General features: G+C 65.7%; 20 protein-coding genes and 1 pseudogene. 6 read left to right on the top strand and 15 right to left on the bottom strand.

All coding sequences use genetic code 11. The features are described from left to right. Nucleotides 1-22: 22 nt before the first annotated feature. Complete coding sequence (locus QGG75_19530) at nt 23-835, top strand: GntR family transcriptional regulator (protein MDP6069420.1); 813 nt, start codon at nt 23-25, stop codon at nt 833-835. A 19-nt stretch (nt 836-854) separates the two neighbouring features. Here the strand turns inward: QGG75_19530 and QGG75_19525 are convergent, their stop codons facing one another. From QGG75_19525 to QGG75_19505, 5 genes are all read right to left on the bottom strand, one after another. Continuing rightward, nucleotides 855-1,325: a YbaK/EbsC family protein gene (locus QGG75_19525; GenBank protein ID MDP6069419.1), complete on the bottom strand. Its 471-nt coding sequence runs from the start codon at nt 1,323-1,325 to the stop codon at nt 855-857. Between the two features lie 236 nt (nt 1,326-1,561). Further along, nucleotides 1,562-2,464, bottom strand: coding sequence for a CoB--CoM heterodisulfide reductase iron-sulfur subunit B family protein (locus QGG75_19520; GenBank protein MDP6069418.1), 903 nt, complete (start codon nt 2,462-2,464; stop codon nt 1,562-1,564). Continuing rightward, the gene (locus tag QGG75_19515; protein MDP6069417.1) at nt 2,461-3,072 is read right to left on the bottom strand and encodes a 4Fe-4S dicluster domain-containing protein; all 612 of its coding nucleotides are present in this window, start codon (nt 3,070-3,072) and stop codon (nt 2,461-2,463) included. The genes QGG75_19520 and QGG75_19515 overlap by 4 nt, the downstream gene beginning before the upstream one ends. A 2-nt stretch (nt 3,073-3,074) precedes the next feature. Beyond that, nucleotides 3,075-5,381 (bottom strand): hydrogenase iron-sulfur subunit, encoded by a 2,307-nt coding sequence (locus tag QGG75_19510; protein MDP6069416.1) that lies wholly within the window; start codon nt 5,379-5,381, stop codon nt 3,075-3,077. 4 nt (nt 5,382-5,385) lie between these two features. Continuing rightward, on the bottom strand, nt 5,386-6,660 hold the full coding sequence (locus QGG75_19505; GenBank protein MDP6069415.1) for a CoB--CoM heterodisulfide reductase iron-sulfur subunit A family protein: 1,275 nt from the start codon (nt 6,658-6,660) through the stop codon (nt 5,386-5,388). 268 nt (nt 6,661-6,928) lie between these two features. Here QGG75_19505 and sat point away from each other — a divergent pair, with 268 nt between their 5' ends. Then, nucleotides 6,929-8,095 (top strand): sulfate adenylyltransferase, encoded by a 1,167-nt coding sequence (gene sat, locus QGG75_19500; GenBank protein ID MDP6069414.1) that lies wholly within the window; start codon nt 6,929-6,931, stop codon nt 8,093-8,095. Between the two features lie 166 nt (nt 8,096-8,261). Here the strand turns inward: sat and QGG75_19495 are convergent, their stop codons facing one another. From QGG75_19495 to QGG75_19470, 6 genes are all read right to left on the bottom strand, one after another. Then, nucleotides 8,262-9,008, bottom strand: a complete 747-nt coding sequence (locus tag QGG75_19495; protein ID MDP6069413.1) for a cytochrome c biogenesis protein CcdA — start codon at nt 9,006-9,008, stop codon at nt 8,262-8,264. A 28-nt stretch (nt 9,009-9,036) separates the two neighbouring features. Continuing rightward, nucleotides 9,037-10,725, bottom strand: a complete 1,689-nt coding sequence (gene soxB, locus QGG75_19490) for a thiosulfohydrolase SoxB (GenBank protein MDP6069412.1) — start codon at nt 10,723-10,725, stop codon at nt 9,037-9,039. A gap of 109 nt (nt 10,726-10,834) precedes the next feature. Beyond that, entirely contained in the window at nt 10,835-11,155 is a 321-nt protein-coding gene (gene soxZ / locus QGG75_19485) for a thiosulfate oxidation carrier complex protein SoxZ (GenBank protein MDP6069411.1), read from the bottom strand. 25 nt (nt 11,156-11,180) lie between these two features. Beyond that, complete coding sequence (soxY, locus tag QGG75_19480) at nt 11,181-11,648, bottom strand: thiosulfate oxidation carrier protein SoxY (GenBank protein MDP6069410.1); 468 nt, start codon at nt 11,646-11,648, stop codon at nt 11,181-11,183. A gap of 217 nt (nt 11,649-11,865) precedes the next feature. Beyond that, the gene (locus QGG75_19475) at nt 11,866-12,966 is read right to left on the bottom strand and encodes an acetoin utilization protein AcuC (protein ID MDP6069409.1); all 1,101 of its coding nucleotides are present in this window, start codon (nt 12,964-12,966) and stop codon (nt 11,866-11,868) included. Continuing rightward, nucleotides 12,963-13,322: a cupin domain-containing protein gene (locus QGG75_19470; protein MDP6069408.1), complete on the bottom strand. Its 360-nt coding sequence runs from the start codon at nt 13,320-13,322 to the stop codon at nt 12,963-12,965. Before QGG75_19470 ends, QGG75_19475 begins: the two co-directional genes overlap by 4 nt. Before the next feature lie 203 nt (nt 13,323-13,525). Between QGG75_19470 and QGG75_19465 the strand changes: the two genes are divergently transcribed. Beyond that, a complete protein-coding gene (locus tag QGG75_19465) occupies nt 13,526-13,897 on the top strand; it encodes a GNAT family N-acetyltransferase (GenBank protein MDP6069407.1) in 372 nt (123 codons plus the stop codon). 249 nt (nt 13,898-14,146) lie between these two features. Here the strand turns inward: QGG75_19465 and lsrF are convergent, their stop codons facing one another. After that, nucleotides 14,147-15,052 carry a 3-hydroxy-5-phosphonooxypentane-2,4-dione thiolase gene (gene lsrF / locus QGG75_19460; GenBank protein MDP6069406.1) on the bottom strand — a complete coding sequence of 302 codons (906 nt, stop codon included), beginning with the start codon at nt 15,050-15,052 and terminating at the stop codon, nt 14,147-14,149. Between the two features lie 113 nt (nt 15,053-15,165). Here lsrF and QGG75_19455 point away from each other — a divergent pair, with 113 nt between their 5' ends. Both QGG75_19455 and QGG75_19450 read left to right on the top strand, forming a co-directional pair. Continuing rightward, nucleotides 15,166-16,038, top strand: a complete 873-nt coding sequence (locus QGG75_19455; GenBank protein ID MDP6069405.1) for a VOC family protein — start codon at nt 15,166-15,168, stop codon at nt 16,036-16,038. 32 nt (nt 16,039-16,070) lie between these two features. Next, on the top strand, nt 16,071-17,525 hold the full coding sequence (locus QGG75_19450) for an amidase (protein ID MDP6069404.1): 1,455 nt from the start codon (nt 16,071-16,073) through the stop codon (nt 17,523-17,525). Here the strand turns inward: QGG75_19450 and QGG75_19445 are convergent. The 3 genes and pseudogenes from QGG75_19445 to QGG75_19435 all read right to left on the bottom strand — a co-directional run bounded on the left by QGG75_19445 (nt 17,516) and on the right by QGG75_19435 (nt 22,649). Beyond that, on the bottom strand, nt 17,516-20,998 hold the full coding sequence (locus tag QGG75_19445) for an AAA family ATPase (GenBank protein ID MDP6069403.1): 3,483 nt from the start codon (nt 20,996-20,998) through the stop codon (nt 17,516-17,518). The two genes, QGG75_19450 and QGG75_19445, sit on opposite strands and share 10 nt — an antisense overlap. Next, nucleotides 20,995-22,329: a DNA repair exonuclease gene (locus QGG75_19440; GenBank protein ID MDP6069402.1), complete on the bottom strand. Its 1,335-nt coding sequence runs from the start codon at nt 22,327-22,329 to the stop codon at nt 20,995-20,997. Before QGG75_19440 ends, QGG75_19445 begins: the two co-directional genes overlap by 4 nt. A 50-nt stretch (nt 22,330-22,379) precedes the next feature. After that, nucleotides 22,380-22,649, bottom strand: a pseudogene (locus tag QGG75_19435) (ABC transporter ATP-binding protein). A gap of 208 nt (nt 22,650-22,857) precedes the next feature. Here QGG75_19435 and QGG75_19430 point away from each other — a divergent pair. Continuing rightward, on the top strand, nt 22,858-23,563 hold a 706-nt coding region (locus QGG75_19430), incomplete at its 3' end, for an ABC transporter substrate-binding protein (GenBank protein ID MDP6069401.1).

Here is a 23,563-nt window from a genome sequence, read left to right as displayed (position 1 = left end):
CAGCCCCCATTACCGAGAAACCATGAAACAACCGACCGTCGCCAGCGAATCCCACAAGGCAGTGCGTCTCGAGGCGCTGCGCGACACTTTTGCAGGCCGCCAGGATGGACCGGGCACCAAGGCGCAACGATTTCGCGATGCCTTCATCGAAACCATCAAGCTCGGCCTCTGGCGGCCCGACGATCCGGTGCCCAGCGAAAAGGAGCTGCTGGCCGTGCTGCCCCTGAGCCAGGGCACCATCCAGGCCGCCATGCGGCGCCTCAGCGAGGACGGCATCGTGGTGCGCAAGCGGGGTGCCGGCAGCCGTATCTCTTCCTCTGGCACCTGGGGAGACACGCCTTGGTACATGCGCTTCCGGGCCGATGGCGAGACCGATTTGGCGTCGGTCGAAAACGTCAAGGCGGCGATTGCGGAAATCCGCGGGGACGGTGCCTGGTCGGCGGCCCTGGGGGCGCGGCCTTCATTCCTGGAATTGCAGCGCACCCTGGTGATCGCCGGCGAATTCAGCGTACTGGCGATCGCCTACCTCGATGCCGGGCGCTTCAGACCCTTGCTGGATTTCCCGCAGGAAACGGTCGGCCGCAACCATCTTCGCCATCTCCTGCATGACCGCTTCAACGTGCCGACCTTGCGCGCCCATGAAACCGTGAGATTGCGGGCCGCCCCGGCCGGCGTGGCCGAAGTCGTCGGCGTTGCCGCGAATACTCCCGTTCTGACGCTGCAAACCGTCAACCTCTCGCTTCACGAGGAAGCGATCGTCTATCAGGAGTTCCACATCCCCCCCAACCACTTCCACCTCGACCTCTCGCGCAGCCAGGGCAGGGTGTCGGGATAGACCGGCGCCGCGCGCCCGCTCAGGCGTGGCAGCTGAAAATCCCCAGGAAGGCGCCCTGGGTCAGCCGGCCGAAGGCCTCGCCGCTGACGTGCACCAACTGGCGGTGATCGCCGGCCTCGAAATAGACGTCACGGCGCAGCACCAGGTCTTCGTCGACCGCCATGCGCATGCCGTAGGCGCCGCCCAGCGGCGGCACGGCACCAGGATCGCAATCCTCGAAGTGGGAGGAGATCTCCTCTTCATCGGCGAATTCCAGGTGGTCGTCGAAGAGCCAGTCCAGGTGCTCGAGATCGACCCGGTGGGTGCTCGGGATGACGGCCACCAGATAGCCCTGGCTGTCACGCAGCAACAGGCATTTGGCCAGGGCGTCGCCGGGGATGTGCGACTGTTGCGCAATACGCGACGACGAGACGGCGAAAGGGTGTTCGACGAGGTCGAAGGTGATTTGGCTGTCGCGCAGGAATTCCTTGAGCTTCATTGCCATGGCCATGACCTGCCTCCTTTCGCTGGGTGCGCACGAGCGCGCTGCAACCTGCGCTGCGACGAGCGGGCAACCCCGAAACGGGACCACGCCGGCAAGAGTACGAAAGGATCAGGGCCACCCGGCAACCGCGGCGGCAACCGATGCCGTTCGCGCCACCGCCACTCTCGCCATCCTACGGCGCTCCAGGGCCGGAAGGGAATGTGGCATATCGCCGCAAAGTGGGGTGGCGGGTGGCGCGAACCCTACTTCGCCTTGGCCGCCAGCTTGTCCGATTTGATGATGTTCTGGTCGATGGCAGCGGCGTCGGCGCCCAGGCCGAATGCCAGGGCCATGAGCTGGCTGTAGAAGACCACCGGGATCTGGAAGTCGGTGCCGAATTCCTGGTTGATGCGCCCCTGGTACATCTCGACGTTGGTCTGGCACAGCGGGCACGGCGTGGCGATGACGTCAGCTTCTTTCTCTTTCGCCTCTTCCAGGATCTGGCGAATGAGGTGCAGCGTCTTTTCCGGGCTCATGACCGAGACCGAGCCGCCGCAGCACGACGTCTTGCGCTCGAAGGGCACGGGATCCGCGCCGCAAGCGGCGACGAAATCATCCAGGAAATCCGGGTCCTCGAAGGTGTCGTAATCGCCGCCCGCCTCGGTGGCGGCGAAGGGCCGCACGGTCTGGCAGCCGACGTAGCCGGCCACCTTGATGCCCTCCAGCGGATTGCTGACCTTTTCCCTGATCTTGTCGAGGCCCACGTCGTTGACCAGCACCTCGCAGGCGTGGCGGACCTGGAGGTCCGATTCGTACTTCATGTCGGCGGCGCCCAGCGCCTCGTTGACCTTGCCGCGCAAGGCCACGTCGGCCTTGATCTTCTCGTTGGTGCCATGGGTGTTGAGGTAACAGGCGGCGCAGGGGGTGAGAATATCCTCGCTGCCCTGCGCCTCGGCGCCGGCCAGGTTGCGCCCCGTCAGCGCGACGTTGGGCAGATAGCCGCCGCCGACGTGGCCCACCGAGGCGCCGCAGCAGTTCCAGTCGTTGAGATCCTCGAGCTCGATATCGAGCACCGGCGCAATGGCCCGCACGGACTTGTCGAGATGCGCCGCCGAGCCCTCCGAGGAACAGCCGGGATAGTAGGTGTACTTGCGGCGGTCATTCATGACCCTTCTCCCGTGGCCCGGCTCTCTATTTCGGCCGCCTTGGCCAGGATGGCCTTGAGGCCCTTCCTGTCCTTGATCTTGTGCGAGCCCGTCAGGTGCATGCGCTTGGTGCGGATCATGGCCAGCGCGATGGGCAAATTGGCCAGGCCCTTCTTGATGCCCTCGACCAGGCCGAACGAGAAATAGTATTTCGCCGTGACCAGACGTTCGTCGGTGCGGCCCAGGCTGCGGGCGCTCCACCAGAAGGCCTTGGCGAAGCTTTCCGTGTCCTGCTTTTCGGCATAGCCCTCGCGTACCGCCAGCGTGCCCAGGCCGGAAAGTATGTACGTCACCGGCACCTCGCGCGGGCAGCGCACCACGCAGCGGTAGCACTTGACGCAGTTCCACAGCGTGTTGGAGCGCAGCACGGCTTCCTTCATGCCGGCCCGCACCATCATGAAAAGCTTGCGCGGGCCATGATCCATCTCGCCGGCGATGGGGCACGAGCCCGAACAGACGCCGCACTGCATGCACATGGAGAGCCGCTCGCCGCCTTCGACGTTCTGGTAGACCCAGCGGGCGAAACCCAGGTCGTAGGCGCGGCTGGCGGTAGGGGCAGTGCCGGTCATGACTAAAACCCCTTGAAAGGGTTCATGCCGATCTCGTCGATGCTGGCGACGAAGTCGTCGATGATTTGCGTCGCCCCTTCGGCATCCGTGATGGCGATTTCGTGCGTCGTCACGCGCTCGCCCTCCAGCATCATGCTCTTCAGCGTCTCCCCGATCTTGGTGACCCGTTCCTGGGCCATGGCGCTGCCCTTGACGAAGTGGCACTGGTAGTCGTCGCCCGACTTGCAGCCCAGCAGCAGCACGCCGTCGTAGCCCGAGGAAAGCGCGTCCGAGATCATCACCAGGCTGACGGAACCCAGGCACCGCACCGGAATGACACGGGCCATGGAGGAATACTTGCGGCCCTGGATGCCGGCCCGATCGAGCGCCGGGTAGGCGTCGTTCTCGCAGGCCAGAACCAGCACCCGCGGCTTTTCGTCGAACTCGTCGGGGATCTCGACGGCTTTCGACATGGAGTTGATCATCTCGACGGAATAGTTGTCGAAGCGGATGGTGCGCACTGGGCAGGCGCCCATGCAGGTGCCGCAGCGCCGACACCGCGTGGGCGTCAGCACGGGAAAGCCCTCGGCGTTCTCGTCGATGGCGCCGAAGGGGCACTCGACGGTGCAGCGCCGGCACTTGGTGCAGATGTCGAGGCCGATCTTGGGATAGCTCAGATCGCCCACCCGGGGGTGCACGGCGGCCTGGCGAACCGCCTGTTCCATGGCCTGGATGGCCTTGAGCACGGCCCCGGCCGCGTCCTCGGCCGCCTCGGTCATATCCATGGGCCGGCGCAAGGGACCGCAGGCATAGATGCCGGTGCGCCGGGTCTCGTAGGGGAAGCAGATGTAGTGGCTGTCGGCGAAGCCGTCGGCCAGATTGGGCAGGTGCGGGCCCTGGCGGTATTGCAAATTGAGGATCGAGTTTTCCGGCCTGGGCCCATCGAGGGCGGCGGCTTCCTCGTCTTCGTCGGATTCCGGTTTGGATTCCGGTTTGGCTTCCGCTTCTTCGTCCGGTTCCTCGTCGCCGCCGGCCCGCGCGATGGGCGCCAGAGGATCGATGTCGGGATCGGGCAGCAGCTCGCCGTCGGTGGTGGCGTTGGGCACCATGCCGGTAGCCAGCACCACCATGTCGAGGCCCGCCAGCGGCACCTCTTCGCCCAACAGGGCATCGTCGATGGTGAGGGTCAAGTCGGATCCAACCGAGGAGACCTTGCCTTTCATGAAGACGATTCCGGCTTCCTGGGCGGCGCGATAGAATTCCTCGGCCGTGCCCGGCGTGCGCAGCTCGTCGAAGATGACGTAGATCATGGTCTCGGGATCGGCTTCCCTGAGCTGCAGCGCCTGCTTCAGCGAAACCCCGCAGCAGACCTGCGAGCAATAAGGCAGGTGCTCGGGATCGCGCGAGCCGGCGCACTGCACGAAGGCCACGGCCTGGGGCGCCGCTTCGCCCCCGGATCCGATTTTCGCCAGCAGGTCTTCGAGCTCGACGTTGGTCACCACGCCGGGCGTGCCGTAGCCCAAATGCCCGAGCTTGGCCGCATCGTAGGGCCGCCAGCCGGTGGCCACCACGATGGCGCCGAAGGATTCCTCGGACTCTGTGGTCTCTGTGGTCTCTGTGGCCGATCCGTTGGCCAGGGTCACCCGGAAATCCCCCGGGCCGCCGGCCGTGCTGGCCACCGTGGTGCCGGTCCTGACGGTGATGCGCTGGTCGGCCTCGACCTCGGCGATCAGGTCGGCGATGGGATTGGCCTCGGGCTCGCGGTAGGGCGGGCGGCTGGGCAGGACCTTCGAGAACCCCTTGGCCCGGCCGCCGAGCTCGGACGTGCTTTCCACGATCACGGTCTCGTACCCCGCCCGGGCCGCCTCGCGGCCGGCCGCCAGGCCGGTCGAGCCGCCACCCACCACCAGCAACCGCCGCGAGGCAGCAACGGCTTCGTGGGGCTCGGGCGGGCTCGATTTTTCAGCCTGGGTGACCGCCATGCGCAGGTTGTCGGCCGCCTTCATCTGGGTGTCCTCGTCGCCCGGCTCATGGCACCAGGCCACCTGTTCGCGCAGGTTGCCGCGCACCACCTGGACACCCTCGAAGCGGAAGCGGTCGGCCATGACGCGGGGCGAACAGGCGCAGACGACGACGCTTTCGATGCCGCCTTCGCCGGCCAGGTCGCCGCGGATGGTTTCCAGCCCCGCCTCGCCGCAGAGGAATTCGTGGGTTGCCGAACGGCCGACCTTGAACTCCTCCTCGGCCAGGGCGGCCAGGGCATCGCAATCGACGGCTTCGCCGATGGCGCAGCCGGAACAGACGTAGACGGCGGTGTTTTCGTTGGCCATGGCGCTACTCCGCCGCCACTCGTTTGCTGGCGTTGAGCGCCTGGATGGCGCGCAGCGCCGCCGCCGTGGCCGACTGCACCGACATCGAGACATCCAGCGGTCCCGCTGCCACGCCGGCCACGATCTGGCCCGCCGCCAGGTCGGGCACGATGAAACCATAATCGTCCTGGCTGAGCTCGAGCGCCGGCGCCTCGAGCGCCGCATTCGGCTGCATGCCGACGGCCAGCACCACCAGGTCGTAGGTGTTGCCGTAAAGCTCGCGGCTCAGCGTGTCCTCGCCCTTGACGATGGGGTTCTTATCAGTGTCCTCCTCGATGGCACCGGGTTTGGATTTGATCAGGCGGATGCGGTCGTCGTCGGCGACGCGGCGGTAGAAGGCCTCCAGTTTGTTGTCGGCGCGGATGTCGATGTAATAGATGTCGACGCTGGCCTCGGCGTATTGCTGGCGCACATAGGCGGCGTGCTTGAACGACGCCATGCAGCAGATCCGCGAGCAATAGGGCAGGTGGTTGAGATCGCGCGAGCCGGCGCACTGGATCAGCGCCAGGCGTTGCGCTTCGCGTCCGTCCGAGGGTCGCAAAATACGGCCCCCTGTGGGGCCCTCGGGGGCGGCCAGGCGCTCCATCTCGACGTTGGTGATGACGTTGGCCAGCCGCCCGTAGCCATAAGATTCCAGGCGGCCGGCATCGTAGGGCCGCCAGCCGGTGGCCCAGACCACGGCGCCGACCTTGAACTCGATGCTGCCGGGCTGCTCGTCGAGGTCGACGGCGCCGTAGCGGCAGGCGTCTTTAAGGGCCGCCGCCTCCGGCGTGCCGATGACCTCGGGCGCGATGACGTAGCGCAGCGGATAGGCCTGGCTCTCCGGGAGATAGGCGGCGGGCACCTTGGAGAGGCCGTAATTGAAGGCATCGGCCACTTCGCTCTGGGCCGCCCGGGCGCAATCGCCACAGGCCGTGCAGGCCTGGGTGACGTAGCGCGGCCGGGTGCTGAGCGTTACCTGAAAATCGCCGACCCGGCCCTCGATCGTGGCCACCTCGGCCATGGTGATGACTCGCACCCGCGGGTTCTGGCGCAGGCGCTGGTAGTTGATCTCGAGCCCGCAGGCGGGATGGCAGAGCTTGGGGAAGTAGCGGTTGAGCCGCGCCACGCGGCCGCCCAGGCTGGCCTCGCGCTCCACCAGCACGACGTCAAAACCCACCTCGGCCGCCTCCACGGCGGCGCTGATGCCGACGATACCGCCGCCGACCACCAGGATGGTGCTGCCGGGATCGCTGCTCACGCCGGCCTCCGCCGGATTTGGCTCATATCGAATAACCCTTTGTCACATATGGATAAATTCATGATTCCCTGCCCTACGCCGAAAATAGCCCCCACTAAGCCACCCAGCCAATTTTTTTTGTCGGCGAAAAACAAACCCAATTTACATTCAATTCGTTCATTAGATCTTTTGAATTTAATGATAGCCCGAGGCCGCTATCATCTGCTACAAAAAATCGCGGCTCCAGCCGCCAACAACAAACATATTGTCGGGAAGATCGGGAGGAATCATGTCGGAACTGGTAAAGCCTCATGGTGGGGCGCTGAAGCCCCTACTGGCCACTGCGGTGGAACGCGCCGAGACCCTAACGCATGCCGCGGGACTTGCCCAGATACCGCTATCGAGCCGCGAGGTTTCGGACCTGCTGATGCTTTCGATGGGCGCCTATTCGCCGCTCGCGGGCTTCATGGGGCACGACGACTGGCACGGCGTCTGCACCGACATGCAGCTCAAGGACGGCCTCTTCTGGCCCATCCCGATTACGCTTTCCTGCTCGAGCGAGTTGGCTGCCGGCCTGAAGCTCGGCGACGAGGTGGCGTTGGTGGACGGCGAAGCGGGCACCATCATGGCGCTCATGACGCTCGAGGAAAAATACCAGATCGACAAGGCGCTGGAATGCCGTTCGGTCTTCCGCACCGAGGATCCGGCCCACCCCGGTGTCGAGAAGGTGATGGCCCAGCCCGAGGTCAACCTGGCCGGCCATGTGCAGGTGCTGGACGAGGGCGACCTTCCGGGCCGCCATGCCGATCTTTACATGCGCCCGGCCGAGACCCGCGCGGCCTTCGCCGCCAATGGCTGGTCGCGCGTCGCCGCCTTCCAGACCCGCAACCCCATGCACCGGAGCCACGAATACCTGGCCAAGATCGCCGTCGAGATTTGCGACGGTCTTCTGATTCACCAGGTGCTGGGCAAGCTCAAGCCCGGCGACATCCCGGCCGACGTGCGGGTGGCCGCCATCGACGCCCTGGTGGAGAACTATTTCGTGCCCGGCACCGTGGTCCAGGCCGGCTACCCCATCGAGATGCGCTACGCCGGGCCGCGCGAGGCCTTGTTGCATGCTCTATTCCGCCAGAACTTCGGCTGTTCGGACCTGGTGGTGGGCCGCGACCACGCCGGCGTCGGCGATTATTACGGCCCCTTCGATGCCCAGCATATCTTCGACGAGATCCCCTCAGGGGCGCTGGAGACCAAACCGCTGAAGATCGATATCACTTTTTTCTGCTTTTCCTGCGGCAGCCTGGCCACCGGCCGCACCTGCCCCCACGGCGACGACGAGCGGCTCAATATCTCGGGCACGCGGTTGCGCGAAATGTTCGCCAACCACGAGGAGATTCCCCTGGAATTCAGCCGGCCGGAAATCGTGCAGGTGCTGCAGGCCTACTACGACGGGCTGTAGAGCAGCGCCCGGTTGGATTTACCCATTCTGATACCCTGCGGCGGGTCCTTTTGATCCGAGGCGGCGTCGGCGGGCTTGCGAGTAGTCCCACTACACGCTGCGCCCACCTCCTGCCCTCGGACCAAATTGCCTCCGTCAGAATGCGAAAATCTAACCGGGCGATGCTCTAACCGATAGTTCCCAGCGCCGGAAAGGCCTCGAGAATCAAGTAGCTGAACTCGCCCAGCTTGTTGAAGAAGATCATCAGGCCGGTCGCCACCAAAAGGCCGCCGGCCGTCAGTTCGACCTTGCGGATGTGGCGGCGGAAGCGCCTGAGGAAGTTCATGAAGGGATTGATGGCGAGCGCCGCGATCATGAACGGGATGCCCAGCCCCAAGGCATAGACGGTGAGCAGCGAAACGCCGTAGCCCAGCGATTCACTCGACGCGGCCAACGTCAAGATCGTGGCCAGGATGGGGCCGACGCAGGGCGTCCAGCCGAAGGCGAAAGCCAGGCCCAGCAGGTAGGCGCCGAGCCAGCCGGCCGGCCTGCGTTGGGGATTGAAGCGCACCTCGCGCTCCAGGATGCGGATGCGGAAGAGCCCCATGTAGTGCAGCCCGAAGACCACGATGACGACGCCGGCCACTTTGCCGATGATGTCGATGTGGTCGAAGATCAGCGCGCTCAACGCCGAGGCCGTCGCTCCCATGGAGATGAAGACGGTGGAGAATCCGAGCACGAAGAAAAGTGCCGACAGCGCCATGCGCCGGGCCAGCACCTTGTCCACACCGTCCTCGCCCTCCATCATCTGGTCGAGCGAAGTGCCGGCCACGAAGCAAAGGTATGCCGGCACCAGCGGCAGCACGCAGGGTGAGAGAAAGCTGATCAGGCCGGCACTGCCGGCGGCCAGGTAACTGATGTCGAAAATGTTCATGTAAGACCCGGGACCCAGGCGCAATCGTTCAGAGGCCAACCACCCTTATATGGGGCTTGGGGTCCATACGAATCAACTTTTTGTGCTCGACGTAGCTGCTCACCACGTCGTAGATGGCCGGCCCCTCGGTGCCCTCGTTGACCGAGGCCCAGCCGCTGACCACGTAGGTCTTGCCGGCCTCGATGGGCTGGCCGCTGCGCAACAGCGTCAGGCCCGAGATGCGATAGCCGATCCGGCGGCCGAGATCGATGGTGAAGCCCAGGCCGCCGGTGCGCACCATGTCGCCGCCCTGCTGCTGGTAGGGATCGGCATTGAAGATGTTGTCGGCCACGTCCTCCAGTACCTCTTTCAGGAAACTGCCGGTCATCTCGGTGCGGTAGGCGTTGGCGTAGGTGATGGCGGTCTGGTTGGTCACGGCCTCGAAGGTGATGTCGTCGCCAGGGAGCAGCGTCGCCCCCCAGCGAAAGCCGGGCGACAGTGCGATTTCGGCGTCGCGCTCGGCCATCAGCGCCTGGCAAATCAGGTCATCGAAGGTGCCGGCCAGGTTGCCGCGCCGGTAAAGCGTCGTACTGGTGCGGCCCAGCACGCGGTCGAGCCGCGCCTTGTGGGGGGCGCGCTGCTCGGCCACCAGGGCCGCCATTTCGGCATCGGGCGAGATGGCGTCGGCCAGCACCGGGATCAGCTTGAAGCGATAGGCGCGGACCTTCTTATGTTGCACGTCGAGGTCCAAACGCGCCAGGAACTTGCCGTGCGACCCGGCCGCCACCAGCAGCGTCCGGCCCACCTCGACGGCCGCCGGGATGGCATCGTGGGTGTGGCCGGTGAGCAAAACGTCGATGCCGGCGACCCGGCCGGCCAGCTTGCGGTCGACGTCGAAGCCGTTGTGGCTCAGCACCACCACCAGGTCGGCGCCACCCTCACGAGCCGCCGTCACGCGTTCCTGCAGGCGTTCCTCCTCGATGCCGAAGGACCATTCGGGAATCAAATATCGCGGGTTGGCGATGGGGGTGTAGGGAAAAGCCTGGCCGATGACGGCGATCTCGAGGCCGCCGCGCTGGTAGGTCGCGGTGTGCTCGAAGACGTCGTCGTCCCAATCGAGCTCTTTGACGTTGCCGGCCAGGAAGGGAAAGTCGAGCTTGTCCTTGAGTTCCATGACGCGCTCGGCGCCGTAGGTGAATTCCCAGTGCGCCGTCATGGCCTCGACGCCCAGCGCGTTGGCCAGCCGCACCATGTCGCCGCCCCGACTCTCCAGCGCCGTCAACGAGCCCTGCCAGGTGTCGCCGCCGTCCAGCAGCAGCGTTTTGCCCGGGCGTTCGGCACGGATGGCCTTGACCAGAGTGGTCAGGCGGTCGAGGCCGCCGACGCGGCCGTAATCGCGGGCCAGGGCCACGAAATCGTGCGACGAAAAGGCATAGGCCTCGGGGCTGCCCGGGCGCAGGCCGAAGTGCGCCAGCATCTGCTTGCCGGTGATGTGCGGCGGCAAGCCCCGGTTGGCCCCGAAACCCAGGTTCAGCGAAGGCTCGCGGAAGTGGATGGGGACGATCTGGGCATGGCAGTCGGTGAAATTCAAGAGCGTCACCTGGCCCAGCGGCTCGAAGGCCAAGAGCTCGTCCTGGCCGATGGCCTGCTTGCCGGCGGCCCGGGCCAGGCCGCCCGGCGCAGCCGACAGCGCGGCGGCGGCCGCGGTCACCTGCAGGAAGTCACGGCGGCTCAACATGTCGGCGTTTCCGTTCTGCTGACCGGCGGCAACGGAAGACGCCGAAGTATCCCCCGCTGTTTCCGAATGCTTCGATCCCTCACCCGCGGAGGGACGGCGTCATCAGGCGCTAAATAACTTCCATCTCGGCCGATTGCTTGACCGTCTTGCCGGCGTCGTCGGTCCAGGAGAGCTCGACAGTGCCCGAATCCTCGGCCCGCAGGTTGAACGACAGGTACGGGTTGGCGGCGATGGCGGGCCACCAGTCGGCCTTGAAGACCTCACGGCCGTTATAGGTGCAGACCACGCTGTTGATGATCATGCGCGGCACCTTCTTGCCGTCCTTGCCCTTGCGCTGGCCGGTTTCCATGGCGTGCTTGATCAGGCTCTTGACGGTGATGACTTCACCCTTCTCGGCCTTCTTCGGAACCTTCATGCGTGCCGATGCCATTTTTTCTATCTCCTTCCAAGGTTCCTCAGCCGCCGCAGCCGCCGATGGTCACCTTGACGGTGCTTTGGGTGATGTGGACCGAGCCGTCGCTCATTTCGGCCACGGCAATGACCGGCGAGGTCTTGCTCATGCGGCAATTGGTCTTGACCCAGCCCTTGCCGCAGGCCGGGGTGAAATGGAAGACGGCGACCTCCGGGTTGGGGTTTTCCTGCACGAAGACGCCCACCCGCTTGACGTAGTCGCTGTCGCTCATGGGGCTTTCGACGGTCACCTGAATGGGCACCACACGGCCGTTCTCGGCGATGATCGGCGTCTTGAGATGAACCCTGTTTTTCTTGTAGGGGCCGGGCCCGAATTCCTTGGCGATGGCAGCCTTCATCTTCGGCAGGTCGGCCCGGGCCGAGCCCGATACCCCCGCGGCCGCCAGGACCCCGGCGCCGGCCGCGGCAAAGAAGCCGCGCCGGCTGAGCCCATGTTTCTCCGTTGCGTCCATTGCGCATTTCCTCCCGATCGACGGGTTCACCGTCCCCAATCTCGCGCCTTCAGGGGCTGAAGGTAAGCTATGAAATCTTCGCTGTCCCGGCTTCGTTCGCCCCCCTGCCCGAGATCTCCACTCCGACCCGGAAAGCGCTGCCTATTAGAATTTGCTTATATACACAAACCCCTTGTAGACACCAACAAATTCACGACCGCCGCCGTCACCTGCAACCTCATCCGGCCGCCATCGTGGCCACGGCCCGGCGCACCTCGTCGCGCACGGCTCCCGGCCGAGGGGGATCGGCCAAGGTGGTCAAAAGCCGTGGCTCGACGGCGTGCCGCTGCCGCCCGCCGCCAAGCCCGGCCAGCAAGGCCCGGGCCTGGGCCGGCAGCTCGGCGGGTACGGTGCGGCCGTCGAGGGTGGCCCAAAGCCCGCTCCAGCAACGCACCAAGGCCTGGGGGTGGTAGCCGCCGCCGCCCAGCACCACGGCCCGCGGCACGCTGACCACCAGATCCGCCACGGCCTGCCACAAGGCAGCGTTGGAATACTCCAACCGGCACAGCGGATCCTCGAAGAGGCCGTCGGCGCCGCACTGCACGACCAGGGCGTCGGGCGCCGTGGTGGCCAGCCAGGGCCCGAGCGCCGCTTCGCAAATCCAGGCCAGTTCGCTGTCGTTGCCGCCGGCCGGCAGCGGCAAGTTGCGCGCCCGGCCCAAGCCCCGGTCGTCGAGATCGCCCGTGCGCGGCCAGCGTCCGGCCTCGTGGACGGAGAAGGTGAAGACGCGTTCCTCGGCGGCGAAGGCGTCCTGTACGCCGTCGCCGTGGTGGGCGTCGAAATCGACGTAGAGAACCCGCTCGGCGCCGCCGTCCAAAAGCCCCAGGATGGCGAACACCGGATCGTTGAGAAAACAGAACCCGGCCGCCCGGTCGGGCCGGCCGTGGTGGGTGCCGCCGGCGGGGTGAAAGGCGACGCCGCCCGCTTGCACCAACTGGGCCGCCTTCAGCGAGCCGCCGCAGGCCCGTGCCGGGCGGGCGTACATGCCGGGGAAGATGGGGTTGTCGGGCGTGCCCAGGCGGTAGCGCCGGCGCACTTCGCGGGACGCCGTTTGGTTTTCGTCGGCGGCCTGCAGGGCATCGAGGTAGTCGGGCGTATGGAAGCGTTCGAGAACGTCCCGGGGCGCCTCGTCGCCCATAACCAGGCGTTCCTCGTCGAGCCAGCCCAGCAGGCGGCAAAGCTCGATCACGGCGCCGACGCGGCGAAAGCCCAGCGGGTGTTCGGGGGGAAAGCTGGCGCTATCGAAGATCGGGTTGGAAACGAAATGGATCGCCTTCACAGCCACTCCGGATCGGCCACGGTGCGGCTGCCGCCGGCCTCGCCCGTGTTCAGCGTTCCGGCCGCTTCGATCATCACGATCTCGCACTCAGCGGCGGCCAGCGGGCGGTGCTCGACGCCCCGCGGCACGACGAAGAACTCGCCGGCCCGCAGCGTCACGGACTGCTGCCGCATCTCGATGGTCAACTCGCCCCGGTGGACAAGAAAGAACTCGTCCGTATCGGCGTGGCTGTGCCAGACGAACTCGCCTTCGAGCTTGGCCAGCTTGACGTGGGTGTCGTTGAACCGCCCGACGATCCGGGGTTTCCAGTGGTCGGAAAAGAGATCGAACTTCTCTGCGATGTTGACCGCCTCCATGGCTACTCCTTTACAGCAGGCTATGCCGACGACGATCATAGCGCCGCCCTCTATTCCTCGGGAGTCCGCCATGAGCGAGAGCGAGAGCGAGATCGAGATCAGCGGCTACCGGCCCGGCGCGCTGGGCCGGGTGGCCGAGTTGCACGCCGACTACTACAGCCGGCACTGGGACTTCGGGCTCTATTTCGAGGCCAAAGTGGCGCGTGAGCTGGGGGAATTCCTGGAACGCTTCGATCCTGCCCTCGACGGCTTCTGGTGCGCCTATCTGGAGGATCGCATGGTCGGCGCCATCAACCATCGACGGCGGCGAGACGGGCGACGGCAGTGCCGCCCATCTGCGCTGGTTCATCATGGCCGAGGACTGCCAGGACCGCGGGCTGGGCCGGCTTCTCATGACCGAGGCCATGGCGTTTTGCGACGACGTCGGTTTCGCCCGCGTTTGGCTCTGGACCTTCGCCGGCCTCGATGCCGCCCGCCGGCTTTACCAGGACTTCGGCTTTTCGCTCTGTCGCGAGCTCAGCGCCGAGCAATGGGGCAAGGCGGTCGACGAGCAGATGTTCGAGCGTTTGGCTTAAGGCGGCTCAAGCTTGCCGCCGGTCGGGCCTGAGCCTATTCGGCTTCCCCGCGAAAGGGTTTGTGAAGGAATTCGGACTTACGCTGAGACGAGCTCCTTGCAACGAAAAAACACCCCCTCCCTGCCCTCCCCCATCAAGGGGGAGGGGTAAAAAAAATGAGAGTCACGGCCGGTTACAGCCCCCTCCCCCCTTGTGGGGGAGGGTTGGGGTGGGGGTGGCAAATGGGCCAGAGCGCGGCCCCAAGCGCCGCTATTGCGCGGCCGAGCGGCCGCCCTCGATGTCGGCCTTGAGGTCCTGGTACATCTGCAGCGCCTGGTCCGGCGCCTCGTCGCGGTGGACCACGGCGGCGACGGCCTGGATCATGGCCAGGGCGCAGTCGGACTGGAAAATGTTGCGCCCCATGTCAACGCCGCGGGCGCCGCCCTGGATGGCCCGCGAGGCCATGGTCAGGGCCTCGAGCTCGGGCAGCTTCTTGCCGCCGGCGATGACGATGGGCACCGGGCAGCCGGCCGCCACGCGTTCGAAGCCCTCCTCGATATAGTAGGTCTTGACGTAATGCGCTCCGATCTCGGCGGCGATGCGCGTGGCCAAGCCGAGATAGCGGGCATCGCGGGTCATCTCGGCGCCGACGCCGGTGACGGCGAGGGTGGGGATGCCGTACTGGGTGCCGCTGTCGATCAGCTTGATGACGTTGGCGATGGATTTGTGTTCGTGCTCGGCGCCGATGTAGACCTGGGCCGCCATGGCGGCGGCGTTGAGACGCAGCGCATCGTTGATGTCGACGCCGATGAGCTCGTTGGAAAGTTCGGTCAGGATGCTCTGGCCGGCCGAGCAGCGCAGCACGATGGGCTTTTGCGTGCTGGCCGGGATGGAGCTTCGCAGCGCGCCGCGGGTACACATCAAGACGTCGGCATGGGGGATCAGCGGCACGATCTGCAGATCGATGCGTTCGATGCCGGTGGTCGGCCCCTGGAAATAGCCGTGGTCGAAGGCCAGCATCACGGTGCGCCCGGTCTGGGGATTGAAGATGCGCGCCAGGCGGTTCTGCATGCCCCAATCCAGGGCCCCCGATCCCTTGAGGAAAAAGGCCTCGTTGCGGGCCTCGATGCCGACGCCGAAATCCTTGCCGTCCTTGATGTCGTCGAGGTCCGCCATGGTCGTTCTCCGGGCTGGGCGTGGACTTGATTTTGCCCGCCGACAATAGGCCGCCCGTGGTAGCGGGGCAAGAACGGGGCGGCGCGCTTCTCGTCACCCTTTACAGCGCCCTCATGGCACCCGAGAATGCGGCCATGGCAAATGGCATCAACGGTATCGATCACTGCCTCGTGGGCGTCCACGATCTCGAAACGGCGCGGCGGAGCTTTGCCCGTCTGGGCTTCACCCTGAGTGCAATGGGCCGGCATCCGCGCTGGGGCACGGCCAACACCTGCCTGATGTTCCCGCAGAACTACATCGAGCTTTTGAGCATCGTCGACGATAGCGCCGCCAACCCGGTGCTGCGCCAGTTCCTGCACCACCGCCAGGGCCTGACGGCCGTGGCGCTGGCCACCGACGACGCCGGCGAGGCGGCGGCGGCGCTGGCGGCTGCCGGTCTGGCGGCCCCGGCACCGGAGGATCTTTCGCGCACGCTCGAGCTCCCCGAAGGCCCGGCCGAGCCGCGCTTTCGGCTGCTGCACCTGCCGCCCGAGGCGACGCCCAACCTGACGCTCATGCTGACCCAGCACCTCGACCCGGCCTTGGTCTGGCGCCCGGAATGGCAGGTCCACGCCAACGGCGCCCAAGCCATTACCGCGGTGACCGTCGTGGTCGACGATCCCGAGGGCCTGATCGAGCCCTACGAGGCCATCTTCGGCGCCGGCAGCGGCTCGACCACGGACGACACGCTGGCCGTCTTCACCGGCCGCGACCGCATCATGTTCGTGACGCCGACCGACCTCGGTCTGCTCTACCCCGGCATCAAGGTGGCCGAAGACCTGGCGCTGCCCTGGATCGCCGCGCTCAGCCTGCGGGTGGCGGACACCGACGCCACAGTGGCCTGCCTCGAGGCCGGCTCCGTGCCCTACCTGCGCACCGACGACGGCGTCGTCCGCGTCGCTCCGGAAGAAGCCTGCGGCGTCATCCTGGAATTTGCCTCCGACTGAAGCCAGCCATCCTCCGAGCGGGAGCACACCTTATGACGGAGCTGCATTTTGCCCCGGCACACGAATTGGTGCGGCGCATCAAGGCGGGAGAGATCGGCGCCGCCGAGTTGCTCGAGCATTTCCTGGCCCGCGTCGAGGCCCATAATCCCAAGCTCAACGCCATCATCTGGATGGACACAGACGCCGCCCGCGAACGTGCCCGGGCGGCCGACGCGGCGCTTGCCCGGGGAGATGATTGGGGAGCGCTGCACGGCCTGCCGATGACCGTGAAGGAATCCTACGACCTGGCCGGCAGTCCCACCACCTGGGGCGATCCCGCCCTCCAGAACAACGTTCCCACGACCAACGCCGTGGTCGTGCAGCGCCTGCTCGATGCCGGGGCGGTGATTTTCGGCAAGACCAACGTGCCGCTCGACCTGGCCGATTGGCAAAGCTTCAACGCCATCCACGGCACCACCAACAATCCCTGGGACCTGGCGTTGACCCCGGGCGGCTCGTCGGGCGGCTCGGCGGCGGCCCTGGCGGCCGGCCTGACCGGCCTGGAGGCGGGCAGCGACATCGGCGCCTCGATCCGCAACCCGGCGCACTATTGCGGCGTTTTCGGCCACAAACCCACATTCGGCATCGTGCCCGGGCGCGGCCAGGCCAAACCCGGCGCGCTGACCATGCCCGATATCGCCGCCGTGGGACCGCTGGCCCGCGGCGCCGAGGACCTGGAACTGGCACTAGAGGTCATGGCCGGGCCGGACGTCCTGCAAGCCGCCGCCTGGAAGATCGAGCTGGCACCGCCGCGCCGCACCGCGCTCAAGGATTTCCGCGTTGCCGTGATGCTCAGCGACGCCGTGGCCGAGGTCGACCAGCCCTATCAGGATTGCCTGCAGAACGTCGCCGACGAGCTGGCCAAGGCGGGCGCCACGGTCAGCCATACGGCGCGGCCCGAGATCGACACGGCGCGTGCTTTCGAGGTTTTCACAATGCTGCGATGGGCCGCCACCTCACCCGGCCTCAGGCCCGACAAACTGGCCTTCTTCGAGCAGATCCGGGCCGAGACGGCGGCCGACGATCCGGCCTACCTGGCGCGGGTGGCGCGGGCCGCCGGACTGCCCCACCGGCAATGGCTGGCCTGGGACAACGAACGCCAGGCCATGCGCTACAAATGGGCGGCCTTCTTCGAGGACTGGGATATTCTGCTCTGCCCGGCCGCCTCCTCGGCGGCCTGGCCCCACGATCAGGCCGGCGAGCGCTTTGAGCGCACCATCACCGTCAACGGGCGTGAGCAGGCCACCACCGATCAGCTCTTCTGGGCCGGCTTTCCCGGTATGGTCTATCTGCCCTCGACGGTGGCCCCGGCCGGCCTCACGGCCGCGGGCCTGCCGCTGGGCCTGCAGGCCGTGGCGGCGGAGGGCGAGGACCGCACGGCCATCGAATTTTGCAAGCTGACGGCGAAGCAAATCGCCGGCTTCCAGCCGCCGCCCGGTTACGCCTGAGCGGCCCAATTCCACCAGCGGTGCAAACATTCGCCGGCCGGGCCGGCGGCCAGTTCGTTGGCTGCCGGGCTGGTCAAGGCGCGCAGCTGCAGTTCGTCCCCGGTCAGGATGGGCTGGTCGTCGAGGTAGCCGTGGTCGTGCAGGTATCGTTCCAGCTGGTCGAAACTGGCGCTTCGGAAGCCTCTCAGGCGGGGATCCTTTTTCTCCGCAAGTTCGGCGAGAAGCCGCTCGGGATCGCCGCCTAATTCAGCGGCGATGGCCACGACGTCATCGAGGTAACGCTCGGTCACGGCGGCGCTGTTTTCGAGAGCCTGGCGATCGACGGGCCGGCCTCTGCCTTGCTTCCACAACTCGCAAAAGACCTCGAGCAAGTCCAGCCGCAAGGCGATCTGCCGCGAAGATAGCGAGCGCGAGCCCAGCTTGTCGGCCAGCGCGGTGCCCGAAACCGTTTTCCATCGGCCCGCCCGCTCGATGCCGTGCACCAGGAAATCATGCAGCAAGTCCAACTCGTCCCAAAGCACATAGAAAAAATGCTGCGCGGCAAAACCCTGGGCTGGTCGCAGTACCGGGACACCAAGTTTGGCTCCATATTCCTCGCTTGAGGCCCCGTTGGGGGCCGGGACCGAAGATCTCGGCCCGACCTTAAGCGCCCCCGGCCCGCTGACGCTTGCCGCCTTTGTGCGAATCAGGCCCAAATCGCTGGAAGTGGCCTTTTCGCAGTTCTCTTCGGCCAGGGCCTGCTGGATTCGATCGATATCGAGAGGATCGCTGGTGAAATAAAAGATCTGGCGTTGCTGATCCTTTGCCACCCGGCCGAGACTGCGCACCATGGCGGCAAACCGCGCCGGATCGCTTTGGTCGAGCGCCTCGTCGAGGAACAAGGGCAGGGTTTTGCCGCCCTCGACTTCCTCGGCGAAAGCCAGTCGCGCCGCCAACAGCAACTGGGTTCGGGTGCCGTCTGAAAGTTCGTCCAGGCCCCGCCCCTCGCCGCTCGCCAGATCGCTTGCGATCAGGCGTGGCGTCTGGCCCTGTTTGGCCAAACGAAGTTCATAGCCATGATGGGTAAAAGCCGAAAAATGGTTGCGAGCGCGCTCGAAAACGCGCGGCATCTGGGTTTGCTCGTGTTCCTCCTCGACGGCCCCAACAAGAAACCTTCCGGCGCCCTCGAACAGCGCCTCAAAGCGGCGGTCCTGCAATTTCGTCCGGGCCTGCTCGCGCAGGGAAAGCAGATCCTGAACATTGCTGGTGCTTCTGGCAGCCTCCACCTGCGCCTTGATCTCGGCTATCTCGCCCCGCAATTCTCCGGCCTTGCCGGCCTTTTGGGAAAGTTCGCCATGCAACTGCTCGAGCGCCGGGGCGTTGCCTTCGGCCAGTTCGGCTTCCTCGGCCTTGCCAAGCTCGGCCCGATCAAGCTCATTCTGACTTGCCAGGCGTTGGGCGGCGTGCTTCAGCCCGGCATAGTGGGGCAACGAATTCAACAGCGCCTTGAGGCCAGGCAAATCACCGTCCTCGAGCTCCGCTCGGCCGTAGATGCGCCGCAGCGATTTGCCGGCCGCGGCCTGATCGCCGGCAACCTGCTCCAGTTGCTCAGCGGCCCGTCGTTGGTCGGTCTGGGCCTGGATCAGGCGCGTATTACGCCTATCCAGGTTGTCGAGCCGCGCCCCGGCCGTTGCGGCATCTGTCGGCACTGCCTCGCCGTGGTCTTCGAGGATGCGGGCCATTTCCTCGAGCAGCGCCGTGTGCCTGGCTTCAAGGTCGGCAACCTTGGCCGCGGCACCTACCTGCTTGCGCCGGGCTGAGCGGAGCTGATCGAGCCCTCGGGCAAAATCGACGAGTTCCGTATCGGGCCGGATGGCGGCAAGTTTGAGGCCGTCTTGCAGGCTCTGCCTCCTGGCCTCGAGGCCAGTTTCCGTCGCCGCCAAGCCTTCCAGCTCGTTCTTGAGGGTTTGCCGTTCCACGTCACGATCGCGCTCGCGCCGCAAATGCGCGTCAAGGGTTGCGGCCTCGCCCTCGAGTTGGCGCAAGCGGGACTCGACGGAGGGAATGTCCCAAATATCGGGCCCCTCGGGACCGAGGTTTGCGAACCTCTCCTCGGCGGTTTTGCGCCCGCCATCGCGGGCTCCCGGATTGCTCGGCAGCAGCACCGGCCCGGCCACGCCGGCAGCGATGGCCATGAGCACGGCGAACAGCGGATCGACAGCGAGGCCCAGCGCGGCGCCCGCAACAACCAGGACACAAGCGAAGCCCAGCCAGTATGGCCGCGCCCGGATGCGGCCGCCTAGGGATTGGGCCGCTGGCGCCCGCAGCCAGGAACGCAAGACATCCGCGGCATCGCGAATTTTGTCGAGGTTGTGCTGATTGCCTTCGGGGCCGCCGAGCTGCGACAAAAGGCGCAGCCTTTCTTCGACGACCCCGGTCCTGGCCTTGTGGGCTTCGGCGTCGCGCAGGAATTCGAACAATTGGCCATGGTCATCGAGGTTCAGCTCAACCTCATCGACCTCGCCGCCGCCCATGGCGGAGAGCGCCGCGGCAAGCTCGGCCAGACAACTGCGATTGTCGGTTGCGGCCGCCTGGAGCGCCAATTCCAAGCGGCCGAGTTCGCTCGCCTTGGACTGCCAGGCCGCAAGTTCGCCAGCTTCCAAAATCCCCGGCAGCGCGATATCCCGTTGCGCCTGGCTGGCATCGTGCATCTGCTTTTGCAGCTCGCGTGATCGTTCGCCAAGCTCATCGACCTGGGCCTGCAGTCGCTCGATTTCCTCGACCTCATTGCCGCCAAGCTTGGCCAGGGCGCCGGGCAGGATCGCCATCTCTTGTTCGATGGCGGCAAGTTCTTGGCGACGCCCGGCAAGCCCGAGAGCGCGTTCCAGAGCCGGCAGGCGATGCGCGCCCTGGTCCGCCTCGACGAGTTCCCTGTTCAGGGATTGCAGTTGGTCGGCGCGGCGCTGAAGGCCCGACTGCCTTCCCTCGGCATCCTGGATCTCAAGCGATGCCCTGTTGAAATCCTTCCACTCGCTGCGGCCGTGGCGTGGGCCGGCGCCGGCAAAGAGGTCCGTGGTGATCTGATCGAGATCGAAACCGCCCGACATCTGGCGGCGGATCTCGGAGGCGATGTCTTGGGTGCCATGCGGCGAGAGATCCATCAGGTCAAGGAGGCGCAGGAAAAAACAATGGCGGGTGTGGGAAGGGGGTAGGTCCGGCGCCAGGCTGTCCTCGCCGCCGCGCTGCCAGCGCAGCCGCGGGCCCTCGCGCTCGGCCCACCAGGTTTCGCCGTCCAACTCGAACTCGCCGCTGACCGAGGTTGGCGGCTCCGGCCCGCGGTCTTGCCAATACAAACTCTCGACGGCCCGGCAAATGCTCGATTTGCCGATCCCGTTGGGCCCGAAAACGACGTGGAATCCGGCCTCCGCCAGTTCGATCTCGAAGGACTGGCTGATTCCGGGCAGCCGGTTGACGGCAAGTCGCTTGAGTCTCACGCCGGATCGCTCCCGGACAGCATGGCGTTCAGGGCCGCCTTGCCGGCCCGGATTAGCATCTCGCGCAAGGCATTGTCCGCAAGCGGGTCGCTGGCGTGGCGATGATCCTGAAGGGGCGACCAAAGATCCTCCTGGGCCACCTTGCGCAATTGGGCCCGCGCCTTTTCGAGCAGGGTCCGCGAGCCATTCCCGTTTTGCTGAAGTATCAAGACGCGTTGCGCCATCAGGGCTGCCGGATCGTCTCCCGCGGCAATTCTCACCAGGTCGAGCGGCAACTCCATGGCATCGAAAATCTTGTTGACGAAGACCGCGGTGTCGTCAACGACACGCCTCAGCGAGCGCCAATCGCTGCCCGCCATAAGTCGCCGGATTTCCGCGTATTGGCTGCTGGCCCCCGTCAGCCGCACGCGCAGCCCAAGGGCGCGGGGGGCGCTATCGGTTTCGCCGAGCAGGCGAACATAGTTTGCTGCCTCGTCCAGGATTCTGTCGGGTACGTCCTCGGCAAGCTCGAGCCCGTCGATGGAAACATCGATGTGCTCCCAGCGAAGAGGCGCGAGCGGCACCTGCTCCAGCCGAAGCTTGCCGTCTTTGGCTACTGTCACCAGCCATGGACCGTGTGGGCCCGTCTCCGAGGGATCGAGCGCAATGAGGGAGCCCAGGTAGCCGATGGGCCGGGACGCCGGCGCCGCCGACAGACTGTCGAGAGAAGGCTTGTGGATGTGGCCGAGTAACCAGGCCTCGAAGCCGGTATTTTCAAGCTCGGCCCGTCTGACCGGCGCGTAGTGCCCGCCGGCCGCGTCGAGATCGGCATGCAGCAAACCGATCCTCGGGATGGCTGCCGATGGCGCTTCGAGCGGCTCCTTCAGAAGCCGCGCAACCGGGCTTTCACGCACGAAGCGCTCGCCAAAAGACCAGCCGACGATCTCGGCAACCTGGCGGCCGTTCTTCGTTATCGCCCTCGCCTGCCACTGGCCAGCGGCGCCCAGCAGGCTGAAGCCCTCGATCAGGGTGGCCAGCCGGGGCAAGGCTTCGACGTCATGGTTGCCGGCCACGGCGACGACCGCGATGCCGGCCTCCACCAGCCGCCGGACGCCCACCTCGAGCGACGGCATGGCCTCGAACCTGGCATTCGTGCTTTCCACGACGTCGCCGGCAAACAGCACGGCGTCGACTTTCTCGGCAAGGGCAAAATCGACCGAAAGCTCAAGCGCGGCGGCGGGCGTCAGTTCACTGGGGTCGAGACCCAGGGCGGCAATCTCGTCAGGCAGGCCCGAACAGGCCGTACCAAGGTGGATATCGCCGATGGCGAGAATTGCGGCGCCTTCATTCATGCCGTTCCGGCCCAACACCTCAGCGTAAGAGTGCCGCCCTATGCCGCCCTTCAGCCGCCCAGGAAAAGGCGGCCGACCTGGGGGTCTTGCAAAAGCTCGTCGCCCGAACCGGCGATGGCCACCTGGTCCGAGAGCAAAACATAGCCGATGTCGGCGAATTCGACACCCTTCTTGGCGTTCTGCTCGATCATGATGATGGTCGTGCCTTCCGTGTTCTGCAGATCGTCGAGGATCTCGAAGACCATGTCGATGAAGCGCGGCTCGAGGCCGATCGAGGGCTCGTCGACCGGCAGCACTTCGGGCGCCATGACCAGGGCGCGGCGCTGGCAATCCGCCGATTCCCCCCGACCGCCAAAGCGCAACTGACGGCCATCGACAAGAGCGCCAAATCGCCGCCGGCGGCGCGAAACGTGGCGCCACCGCGGTAATGTACAATCGGCCGCAAAGGACGTAGTCTATTTTGCTGGAAATACGCCGATTGATACCTGATATTCTGTACCGGTCCTATTCACGCTGTGGTCTAAGCGGATGCTTGAAGACATGCGCACGGCCACGAACAGGGGAGCTGAAGCGATGAACCACTTACTGCCGAAACTTTTGTCGGGGGCCCTGTTGGTCGCCGGCCTGACCGCGGCGCATGGCGCGCTTGCCGATCACCGCGGCGACAACACGGTTTTGATCGGTGGTGCAATTTCACAGACCGGCCGTTATTCCGAACCGGCCGGCCGGAGCCTCAATTCGATCAAGCTGTGGGTCGAGGATGTGAACAAACGCGGGGGGCTCCTGGGCCATACAGTCAAGATCAAGTACCTGGACGACAAGTCGGACAAGCAGACCGCCATCAAGCTCTATGAGAAGCTGATTACCGATGACAAGGTCGACATCATTTCTTCTCCTTATTCAAGCGGGATCACCGATGCGGTTGCCAATATTTCCGAGCGGTACAAGATGCCCATGATTACATTTGCTGCCGCCTCGTCCGTTATTTGGGAAAAAGGCAGAAAGTACGTATTCAACACCATCGACTACGCCGAGAACTACCAGAAAGGCGCACTTCATCTTGCCAAGGACATCGGCGTCAAGCGCATCGCCGTCATCGGCGAAGACTCTCTTTTCCCGCGCATGACCCGCAAGGGCGTGGAAAAGTGGGCCAAAGAGCTCGGCCTCGAGATAGTGCTCGCCGAGAACTACGGCAGCCGCAAGCAAGGGGATTACACTGCGCTGCTGCAAAAAA

The organism is Alphaproteobacteria bacterium, assembly GCA_030740435.1.
Taxonomy (GTDB): domain Bacteria; phylum Pseudomonadota; class Alphaproteobacteria; order UBA2966; family UBA2966.
The sequence above is the reverse complement of the archived record's forward strand: the minus strand, read 5'-3'. Positions and strand labels throughout refer to the sequence as shown.